Raw genomic sequence first — 11726 nt, forward strand, 5'->3', positions numbered from 1 at the left:
TATATGGCTAAAATTATATAACAGAGAAAGTAAGACAACTGATTCTATTTTTTGCACCTTTGCGGGTGCAATTTTTTTTGTTTGTACAAAGTGTTCCTTTAATTGTATACTGTACTTATGGAAATTTTGAATCATAAATTGGACTATGTATTGGTTGTGGTTGAGTTAAGAATTAATAATGAAAAGTTTTAGATTTTGTTTAAGTAGGTGAATATATGAGTGAAAAAATAGAAAAAAATAAAGAATATATAATTGAAATAGATGGCATGGGATACCAGGGAGAGGGAGTTGGAAAGGTAGACGGGTTTACAATTTTTATACAGGGAGCTATTCAGGGAGAAAAGGTAAAGGTAAAAGTCATAAAGGTAAATAAAAATTTTGCTTTTGGAAAATTGCTGGAGGTACTTGAACCGTCTCCTTATAGGGCAAATCCTCTCTGTAGTATATATAAAAGATGCGGTGGATGTCAGCTTCAGCATATGTCCTATGAAGGGCAACTTGATTTCAAAAAAAAGAGGGTAAAAGATTGCTTAGAGAGAATAGGAAAATTTGAAGTAGAGGAACAGGATAGAATATTTAAAGATAATGTTTTAGAGAAAAGCAGTGAAGATACTTCAGTAAAATTGTATAACACTCTAGGTATGACAAATCCCTATAGATATAGAAATAAAGTACAATTGCCAGTAGGTAAATGTAATCAAAAAATAAATATAGGATTTTATGCAAAGGCAAGTCATGAAATAATAGATATGGAAAGCTGCCTCATTCAAGACGAAACTTCAGATAAAATAGTAAAATTTATGAGAGATTGGATTGAAAAGTATAATATAGAACCCTATGATGAAAAAACAGGCAGAGGTACTATAAAACATATAATGACTAGAAAAGGATTTGCTACAGGTGAAATTATGCTGGTAATTGTAACTTTTACTGAAAACTTGCCTCATAAAAAAGAACTTGTAGAACTTATGTGTAAGAACATATCTGGAGTAAAGAGTATAGTACATAATATAAATAATAATAAAACTAATGTGATATTGGGTAAAAAATGTGTAAATCTATGGGGACAGGATACTATAAGGGATGCTATAGGTAATTTTAAATTTAATATATCCCCTCTTTCATTTTTTCAGGTAAATCCTATTCAAACGGAAGTGCTTTACAGTAAAGCATTGGAATATGCAGGCTTAAGTGGGAATGAAGTTGTATTTGATGCTTATTGTGGTACGGGAACTATATCTTTATTTTTATCCCAGAAGTCAAAGAAAGTATATGGTGTGGAAATAATCGATGAAGCCATAAAAAATGCAAGGATAAATGCGGAGCAAAATGGGGTAAATAACGTAGAGTTTATAACGGGAAAGTCTGAGGTAGTGATACCAGAGCTCATAAGCAAAGGAATAAAGGCTGATGTGGTAGTGGTTGATCCCCCAAGAAAGGGATGTGATATGGGGCTCCTTAAGGCAATTGCAGATATGGAACCAAGGACTGTAGTTTATGTGTCCTGTGATCCTGCAACCCTTGCCAGGGATTTAGCAGTGTTGAGAGAGCTCGGATATATGACTAAAGAAGTACAGCCTGTGGATATGTTTGCACAGACTGCTCACGTGGAGACGGTAGTATTGATGTCACGAAAAGAAAAATAAGAGTGTGTGAAGCACTGATAAATAAAGGGTTCCCAAGATTAGAAGCAAATTTGCTGTTTTTGCAAAGAGTACTTTTAGTTTTAGGAGCTCTTATTTTTATGTCCTAATGTAGTATATATAAGGATTAGGTGACTTTAGGGTTGAGTAGGCAAATTAGATATTTGGTAGGTTGAGTGGGTAGGTTAGATGTGTTTTTGTTGAGTGAGTGGATTAGATATTTTAGAGGAAAATTTGGGTAAATTAACGGTTTAGATTAATCAATATTTAAGTAAGATCGGCTAAAATGATAAGTAGCAGAGTTGGAACAGCTTGGAATTAAATCTCCTATGGGTAAAGAAAAATGGGTTAATAAGTGTACTATTGACGTTATTTTAAGTAATGAAAAATATATAGGAATAATTAGAATTTTCAATTCGCGTAATAGTGAAGTTCATTATCTTGTTGAAGATAATAATCCAGCAATTATTTCAGATGAAAAATTTAAGGCTGTACAAATTGAAAAGACCCGCCGTAGTAATGTGACAACAGCAGAAAATGGCACCAAGCGAAAAGATAGGTAAAGGGTTAAAAAGCCTTGAAATAAAAGGATTTCCGAGGGCCGGAGTAAAAACTCTGACTCTCGGATTTTTTATTGGATAAATCAGAACCAAACATATCCACGATAGAAATACCTTAGGGTTGAGTTGACAGGATTAAAATGGATAGGTTGTGGAGATAGAATTGATATTGGTGAATTTAGTAGATTACTTTATGATTATAAAATGCAAAAAACCTATTATGTTTATAAAATCATCTTTTTTGTGCTGAAATTCAAACGATATTGTGTTATAGTATAAACGGACAATTAAAACTTGACAGTACTAGAATATCCTTGTAAGGAAATGGAGGACAAAGATGGTATTAAATAACATTGAAAAGGATATAAAAATGAAATGTCTGGAAAATGATACTACTCAGATGGGCCTTGCAGAAAAAATTGGCAAGACAGGTCAGTATATAAATCGAATTGTGAAAAAGAATGATGGGGTATTAAATAAAACTTTTGTGCAGATTATGGAAGGCTTGGGGTATGACATTGAATTAATTTACGTGAAAAGAGAGGATAAGGAAGATGAATAAACAGCAGCTTGCATCAACTATTTGGGAATCGGCAAACCAAATGAGGTCAAAAATTGAGGCTAATGAGTATAAGGATTTTATTCTTGGCTTTATTTTCTACAAATATTTATCTGAGAAAGAGGTGGCCTTTTTTAGAAAAGAAAGATTAACCGATGCAGATATTGAAAAAGTTACAGAAGATGATGTTAAGTACGCATCCCATGTAAGAGAAAATTTGGGATATTTTATTGCGTATGAAAATCTTTTTTCAACTTGGCTTAAGAAAGGTAATGATTTTGATATATCGAATGTTAGGGATGCATTATCTGCTTTTGATCGTAACATTGATGATGTATATAGAAAAGTGTTTGAGAAAATTTTCAATACATTGCAGACAGGCTTATCTAAGCTTGGAGAAACTGCACAAGCACAAACAAAGGCTGTAAAAAGTCTTCTTAAATTGATAAGAAAAATTCCTATGGATGGAAAGCAAGATTATGATGTTCTTGGGTTCATTTACGAATATCTAATTAGTATGTTCGCTGCCAACGCAGGTAAAAAAGCAGGAGAATTTTACACTCCGCATGAAGTTTCTGTTTTAATGTCAGAAATTATTGCAGAACATTTGAAAAATAGAAAGCAAATTAAAATATATGACCCTACATCTGGGTCGGGTTCGTTGCTGATAAATATTGGTAACTCAGCTGCAAAATTTATAGATGGAGAAAACAAGATAGATTATTACGCACAGGAGCTTAAGGAAAATACTTATAACCTCACAAGAATGAACTTGGTTATGCGTGGCATCAGTCCTGCAAATATAAATGTGAGAAATGGTGACACATTAGAGGATGATTGGCCTTTTTTTGAGGATACCGACAAGGATAAAACATATAAATTTATACCAGTAGATGCCGTTGTTTCTAATCCACCTTACTCACAAAAATGGGATCCATCTGATAAAGAATTTGACCCACGATATAAGTATTATGGTGTTGCACCAAAGAGTAAGGCTGATTATGCATTTTTATTGCATGATTTGTATCACCTAAAGGACGATGGTATCATGACAATCGTTCTTCCCCATGGTGTACTTTTTAGAGGTGGAGAGGAAGGTAAAATCAGAGAGAAACTTATAGAAAAAAACCGCATAGATGCAATTATCGGATTACCACCAAATATTTTCTTTGGTACAGGTATTCCTACTATTATAATGGTCCTTAAAAGAATTCGCCCTACTTCAGACGTGTTGATTATAGATGCATCTAAAGGGTTTGAGAAAGTTGGAAAGAATAACAAATTGAGAGCCTGTGACATTAAAAAAATTGCTGACACTGTTAAGAGCAGAGAATCCATTGAAAAGTATTCGACTCTTGTTTCTAAGGAAACCATCCGAGAAAATGGCTATAACCTTAATATCCCTCGCTATGTTAATTCCTTAGAACCTGCAGAAAGTTGGGATATTCATGCGACTATGTTTGGTGGAATACCTGTAAAGGAAGTAGACCAACTATTTGAGTATTGGGAGGCTTTTCCCGAACTCAAAGATGCAATTTTTCGGAAAATTTCTAATGAATATTTAGCTGTGAAATGCGATGATATTAAAGCGGCTATTACCTCTCATGAGTCATTGAAAATCTATAAACAGGCATTCTCAAATGAATTTGGTAATTTTTATGAAGAACTTAAAAATGATTTGATTGAAGAAATTCTTGATGTATCTGCTGAGCATGAGAAAGAAAAGGTAAGCAAGGATATTTTTATAAGAATAGAAAATGTAAAACTTGCTGACAAGTATAAAGCGTACCAGATACTTTCGGATAATTGGGATGTGATTTCAACAGATTTGGAAATGATTCAGTCAGAAGGTTTTGAGGTTATCAATCAAGTGGATCCTAACATGATTTTAAAGAAGAAAGAAGCTAACGATGATGAGGTTCCAGAGGTACAAGATGGGTGGAAGGGTCATATACTGCCTTTTGATTTGGTTCAGAGAGAGATTCTTACTGAAGATTTAGAAGAACTTCAGGCAATAGAAAAAAGATTAACTGAAATCACTTCTTTGTATGGTGAAATTATTGATTCGCTTGATGAAGAAGAAAGAGAAAGCAGTGTGTTGAATGAAGCTAACGATGCTTTTGTAGCAAAAGAAGTTAAGAGTTTTGTTGCAGAAGCCCTCAGCGATGTGGAAAATGATGAAATTAAAGCATTAAGAGGATATCTAAGCCTTTCAAAGAAAAAAGAAAAGCTAGATTATGTAAATAAATGTGATATAGTTTCGTGGAATTTAATGGAACAAGGTTCTGATGGAGCATATAAGAAAGGTTCTGTTATTAGTAGAATAAGCGAATTGCAAAGGATGTATGAATTCCCGAAAGATTCCTTTGAACAGAAAGTGATGACCGTATTATCTCTTATGGAAGAAGAAAGCCAGGCTAAAAAAGATCTAAAACAGAAATCGGAAGCCCTCCATATTAAGACCAAAGAAACCATTGAAAATCTGGATGAAGACGAATCTTTGCGTTTGTTAGAATTAAAATGGATAAAGCCATTAGTAGATTCCCTTTTTGCTATTCCAGATGAAATCATCGGAGAGCTGATTAACAAAGTAATTCATCTACACGATAAATATTGCACTACATTTTCCGATATTGAACATGATATCGAAAACACAAGTGCGAAATTATCAAATATGATTGATAAGCTTGTTGGCAGTGTGGCAGATATTGAGGGATTAGAAGAATTGAAGAAGATTTTGGGGGTATAGACATGGCTGAAAAAAAGAAAAAACCCGAAATCAGATTTAAAGGCTTTACTGATGCTTGGGAGCAGCGCAAGTTCTCAGGAATCTTTATTTATTTACAGAACAATTCACTTTCAAGAACAGATTTAAACTATGAGCAAGGCTCGGTAAAAAACGTTCATTATGGGGATGTCCTAATAAAGTTTGGAGAAGTTTTGGATGTAGAAAAAACAGAAATTCCGTTCATCTCTAATAATGAATTTAATACCAGTAGCACTTCATTATTGCGGAATGGAGATATCGTAATAGCTGATGCTGCAGAAGATGAAACTGTCGGGAAATGCAGTGAAATCAAAGGAATAGGTTGTATAAGTATTGTCTCTGGATTGCATACGATACCTTGTAGACCTATCAAGACATTTGAGACTGGTTACCTTGGATATTATATGAATTCAAGCGCTTATCATGATCAGTTATTACCACTGATACAGGGTACAAAAATTTCATCTATTTCAAAGTCGGCACTACAGAACACGGAAATAATTTACCCAGATTCAGAAAAGGAACAACTAAAAATTGGGCAGTTTTTTCAAAACCTGGATAGCCTTATCACTCTTCATCAGCGAAAGTATGATAAGCTAATTATTGTTAAAAAGTCTATGTTGGAAAAAATGTTCCCTATAGATGGTAGCGGTAGCAATGTGCCTGAAATTCGATTTGGTGGTTTTACTGATGATTGGAAATTTCGTAAGTTGGGAGACTGCTTTTCAGAAAGGTCTGAAAGTATGCCTGATGGGGAATTGATTTCTGTTACTATAAATGATGGAATAAAGAAATTTTCAGAACTTGGAAGACATGATACTTCTAACGATGATAAATCTAAGTATAAGAAGGTGTGTGTTGGAGACATAGCCTATAACTCTATGAGAATGTGGCAAGGTGCAAGTGGATACTCCCCATACGAAGGTATAGTTAGTCCTGCATATACAGTACTTGCCCCAAATAATGGAATTGACTCAAAATGTATTTCATATTTATTTAAACGCCCTGATATGATTCATACATTCCAAGTTAATTCACAAGGAATAACATCTGATAACTGGAATTTGAAATATCAGGCATTGAGTGAAATTGAGATTTTGATTCCAAATGATATTCAAGAACAAAAATATATTGCTGAATACTTCACTGGTCTCGACAACCTGATCACTCTTCATCAGCGTAAACTCGAAAAATTAAGAAATATAAGGTTTTCTTGTACGGAAAAAATGTTTGTTTAGGGGGGCTGAGATTGTATTTTGATAAAGAAACAGATTTTGAAGAGGCTGTCATAAAAGCCTTGATAGAATGTGGTTGGGAGTCAGAAGTAATTCGACACCCTTCAGAAAAAGATTTGATAAAAAATTGGGCTAACATTTTGTTTAACAATAACCGTCAACGAGACCGTTTGAATGAATGTCCATTGACAGATGGAGAAATGCAGCAGATTATGGAGCAGATTAAACTGCTGCAATCCCCTATCAAATTAAATGGCTTTATAAACGGAAAAAGTGTGTCTATTAAACGAGACAACCCAGATGATAAAGAGCATTTTGGTAAAGAGGTTAGTTTAAAAATATATGACCGACAAGAAATCGCATATGGCGAAAGTCGATATCAAATAGTGCAACAGCCTCATTTCCCTACCAAATCTCCAATCCTAAATAATAGGCGTGGAGATTTGATGCTTTTGATAAATGGTATGCCGGTTATTCATATTGAATTAAAGAAAAGTGGGATACCGGTAAGCGAAGCATATAATCAGATAGAGAAGTATTCTCATGAAGGTGTTTTTAGAGGATTATTCTCATTAATACAAGTTTTTGTTGCTATGCAGCCAGAAGAGACTGTGTATTTTGCAAATCCTGGAGAAGGAGTAAAGTTCAATAAAGCATTTTATTTCCATTGGGCTAATTTTAATAATCAGCCAATCAACAAATGGGATGAAGTGATTTCCAAGCTGTTAAATATTCCTATGGCCCATATGATTATTGGGTTTTATACCATTGCTGATACTGATGAAGGCGTGCTGAAAGTAATGAGAAGTTATCAGTACTATGCAGCAATTGGTATAGCTGATAAGGTGGCAAAAAAGAATTGGAAGGATAACAACCAATTAGGCGGTCACGTATGGCATACAACCGGATCAGGAAAAACGATGACTAGTTTTAAATCTGCACAGCTTATTGCAAGTTCACACGATGCCGATAAAGTCATCTTTTTGGTAGATAGAAAGGAATTAGGGATACAATCATTAAAGGAATATAGGTCCTTTGCAAATGAAAGCGAATCGGTGCAAGCTACTGAGAATACTAATATACTGATTTCAAAGCTTAAGAGTGATGATTTAGATAATACTCTAATTGTAACTTCAATTCAAAAGTTAAGCAATATTTCTGAAGAGGCGCAGGAACTAAACGAAGCTGATTTAAAGATAATCCAATCTAAGCGAATTGCAATTATTATTGATGAATGTCATCGTTCCACTTTTGGTGAAATGTTAACCAATATTAAGAATACATTTAAGCATTCAATAATTTTTGGGTTTACGGGTACACCTATCCAAGATGTAAATATTAAGAAGGATAGCACAACACCAACAATTTTTGGAGATGAAATACATCGTTACACCTTGGCAGATGGTATCAGAGATAAAAATGTTTTAGGTTTTGACCCTTACATGGTCAAAATCTATGATGACTCTGACCTTAGACAAGCGGTAGCTCTACATAAAGCTAAGGCTGCTACAGTGGAAGAAGTTATGGGTGACCCTAAAAAGGAGAAAATGTTCTATAAGTACATGGATTCATCACAGGTAAAAATGTATGGAGAACAAGTTGATGGAAAATGGGTTGCAGGTATTGAAGATTTCATACCAAATGAGCAATATCAAACAGCTGAATACCGCAATGGCGTAATAGCGGATATTAAGAAAAAATGGACTATTTATAGTCGAGGAAGAAAGTTCCATGCGATATTTGCTACAAGCAATATTCCAGAGGCCGTTGTCTACTATCGACTAATGAAAGCAGAAATGCCTAATTTGTCTATTACAGCAATGTTTGACCCAAGCATTGATAATGAAGGTGGTGGCTCTTTAGAAAAAGAGGATGGAATTGTTGAAATACTTGAAGACTATAAGGCCAAATTTTCACAGTCTTTTACTATTAAGTCATATGATAAATTCAGAAAAGATGTTAGCTTAAGATTGGCTCACAAAAAACCTTACGAGCGTATTACCCCAGATGAACAAATTGATATACTTATTGTTGTGAATCAGATGCTTACGGGATTCGATTCTAAATGGGTTAACACATTATATTTAGATAAGGTAATGGAGTATGAGAATTTAATTCAGGCATTTTCAAGAACTAATCGTTTGTTCAATGTTGCGGATAAACCATTTGGCATCATTAAGTATTATAGACATCCTAATACTATGGAGAAAAACATAGAAGCTGCAGTAAAGGCATATTCAGGAGATATCCCGACAGGCTTGTTTGTAGATAAATTGCCAAACAATCTGCGACAAATGAATTCTTTATTTGATGAAATACAGATTTTATTTAAAAATGCAAGCATTAGCAATTTTGAAAGATTACCAGATGAGTCTTCGGTAAAAGCTAAATTTGCAAAGCAATTTAAACAGTTTTCTACACATTTAGAAGCAGCAACAATACAAGGATTTATTTGGAGTCAAAAAACATATTCCGATGAAAACGGTACAAGTATCGTAATGCACTTAGATGAAATGACATACCTCATTCTTCTTGCTAGATATATGGAATTAGCTAAAGGCGGTGGTGGTGGACGCAGTGGAGATGTTCCATACGAAATCGACACACATATTACGGAATATGATACAGAAAAAATTGATGCAGACTATATGAACTCTCGATTTGAAAAGTTTCTTAAGTTGATAGAAAGTGAATATGATGCAGAATCTTTGGATAAGACATTAAAAGAACTTCATAAGTCATTCTCTATGTTATCACAAGAAGAACAGAAATATGCAATTATTTTTATCCGTGATATTCAAGCAGGAAATATTCATGTTATACCTGGTAAATCGTTTAGAAATTATATCTCACAAATGATGAAAAAAGCAGAGAATGACAGAATTAAGAGAGTTGTAAATAGACTTGGTTGCTATGAAAAACTTCTTCGTGAAATGCTACAAAGAAAAGTCACAAAAGAAACAATAGAGGCTCATGGGAAATTTGATGAATTAAAAGCTACGGTAGATAACCAAAAAGCAAGGACATTCTTTATTTTGGTAGAACAGGACAACTACCAAGAATCAAGGCTCGCTATGTACATAGAGCAATATTTGAGAAATTTTCTTTTGAGTGGTGGCGAGGATCCTTATTCTAATGTTGAATATAGTGAAGTTATAAGAGAGAAAAATGAAAGCGAATATAATGCTAGTGTTGGGGTTGTTTTGACAGAAGAAAAAATGAAAGGAAAATCTATCGTATCTTCTGTAAAAAGTGCAACACTGAATAATTGGTATTCGGAAAGTAAGGCATTAGCTTGTATGTTAGAAACAGATTGTTTCGCTTATGTAGAAAACAAGCTATGCATCTACGATAATAAATATATTCAGCGTAATCAGAATGGAAGAATGTTCCTTACAAATTATGCAAAGGAACATGAAGAAGAATGTTTCCTTCAATTTATAATTGATAATGAAACCGGAAAATTGCATTATATAACATTACCCGCAGCTATGGCGAGCAAATCTTTCAATTACTATGATGAAATAAATGAAGATTTACTTACACAATATGGACTTGTGAACGAAATATCACATGAAATGTTGGTAGCTATAAATGGGCTTGACTTTGGTGATGCACTCACTAAGCTGATGAGCAAAAATATTTGCAACTATTCTGTTAGATTGTTGAGGGATACTACAGGCTTAGATAATAGAACTATTAGTAACATGGAAAAAGGAAACAACCTTACAAAAATTAATGTTATTTCAGCTTGTTTGGGTATACAGATTCCTTTCCGTGTTAGTAATAAGATGCTACAACTCGCTGAGTTATCTTTGAACTTCGATTTACCTGGAAAAAAAGGTGAAGAAAATGGAATATATGATTCCGTTCTACATCTGAAATGGGCAACCGATTATGAGGATGTCTATGAGGAGTTGAAAGAACAGAATTATGAGTATTTGCTTCATAGACCAAAGAAAATTAAATAATGTTTAGATTTAGACCAGATTAACGTCTGGTCTATTTTTTTGCTCAAAAAAATTTTTTGTTGAACTTTGTTCAACGAAATCTCTCACTAATTTGGAGAATTTTTAAATGCAGAATTAAATATGTGCGTTATTAAGGCTTTTTGGATGTTGAACTTTATTCAACGGGCAAAAAAGCTAGAAAGTATAAAATGAATTTATAGTAAAAATCAATATCACAGGCCTGATTAGCTATAAGGGCATGGGATACAAATATTGGTCCATCACAGCTACAGCGTGATGGGTGCAATAGAAGTACCCTTATTTCCTTATGCTATTTTTCAGGCGATGGGTCGGTGTACTTCAAAAGGCACCGACTCTATTTGTTTCTCTTGTCCTTCTGCAAGAACCAGGCAGAAAGGCAGGAAACTTTATGAGAAACTTTAAAACCAGCAAAAAGAACAGAACCAATTACATTTATTATTCAGCTGATGGACAGGCAATAAAAATTAAACCTAATGAGGATGAAGCTACAACTACTATCATTGTCACTTTACATAGCTGGGATGATGCAGAATTTAATGCTGATAAACGCGAAAGATACCATGTTCCAGTATACATGGATGCTTATTGTAATGAAAACGAAGATGTTGCAGCTGATCGCAATCCATATTTAGTTGATACTGCTTCTGATCCACTGGAAAGTATTATTCAATCCATTGAGGAAACAGAGCATAAAGAAAAGATAGGCAGGCTAAGAGCTGCAATTGGAACTTTAAAGCCACAGCAGAAAGAGCTTATAAAAAAAGTATTCTTTGAAAAACGCACTAATGTAAGTATTGCTGATGAAGAAGGTGTTACAGAAGCAGCTATTAGAAATCGGCTAAAAAAGATTTATGAGAAACTTCGCAAAAAAATCTAAAAATAGGGGCACGAATCCCCCTAAATAAAGTTTCAAAAAAGGGGGTTCGATTCCCTAAAGTTTTTTGCATATGGACAGAGGGGTAAATAAAAC

At 34.0% G+C, this 11726-nt stretch carries 7 protein-coding genes; all 7 read left to right on the plus strand.

Features of this window, described 5'->3' with window-relative positions:
• Positions 1–215: 215 nt before the first annotated feature.
• Positions 216–1646 (plus strand): 23S rRNA (uracil(1939)-C(5))-methyltransferase RlmD, encoded by a 1431-nt coding sequence (gene rlmD / locus CLJU_RS01600; protein ID WP_013237009.1) that lies wholly within the window; start codon positions 216–218, stop codon positions 1644–1646.
• Positions 1647–1945: 299 nt separating this feature from the next.
• Positions 1946–2206, plus strand: coding sequence for a recombinase family protein (locus tag CLJU_RS01605; RefSeq protein WP_013237010.1), 261 nt, complete (start codon positions 1946–1948; stop codon positions 2204–2206).
• Between the two features lie 334 nt (positions 2207–2540).
• Positions 2541–2765, plus strand: a complete 225-nt coding sequence (locus CLJU_RS01610) for a helix-turn-helix domain-containing protein (protein WP_013237012.1) — start codon at positions 2541–2543, stop codon at positions 2763–2765.
• Positions 2758–5511 (plus strand): type I restriction-modification system subunit M, encoded by a 2754-nt coding sequence (locus CLJU_RS01615; protein WP_041704998.1) that lies wholly within the window; start codon positions 2758–2760, stop codon positions 5509–5511. The genes CLJU_RS01610 and CLJU_RS01615 overlap by 8 nt, the downstream gene beginning before the upstream one ends.
• A 2-nt stretch (positions 5512–5513) precedes the next feature.
• Complete coding sequence (locus tag CLJU_RS01620) at positions 5514–6767, plus strand: restriction endonuclease subunit S (protein WP_013237014.1); 1254 nt, start codon at positions 5514–5516, stop codon at positions 6765–6767.
• A gap of 11 nt (positions 6768–6778) precedes the next feature.
• Positions 6779–10735 carry a type I restriction endonuclease subunit R gene (locus tag CLJU_RS01625; RefSeq protein ID WP_013237015.1) on the plus strand — a complete coding sequence of 1319 codons (3957 nt, stop codon included), beginning with the start codon at positions 6779–6781 and terminating at the stop codon, positions 10733–10735.
• A gap of 409 nt (positions 10736–11144) precedes the next feature.
• Positions 11145–11633: a sigma-70 family RNA polymerase sigma factor gene (locus tag CLJU_RS01630; protein WP_013237016.1), complete on the plus strand. Its 489-nt coding sequence runs from the start codon at positions 11145–11147 to the stop codon at positions 11631–11633.
• The last annotated feature ends 93 nt before the right edge of the window (positions 11634–11726 follow it).

This window comes from Clostridium ljungdahlii DSM 13528, from assembly GCF_000143685.1.
Classification (GTDB): domain Bacteria; phylum Bacillota; class Clostridia; order Clostridiales; family Clostridiaceae; genus Clostridium_B; species Clostridium_B ljungdahlii.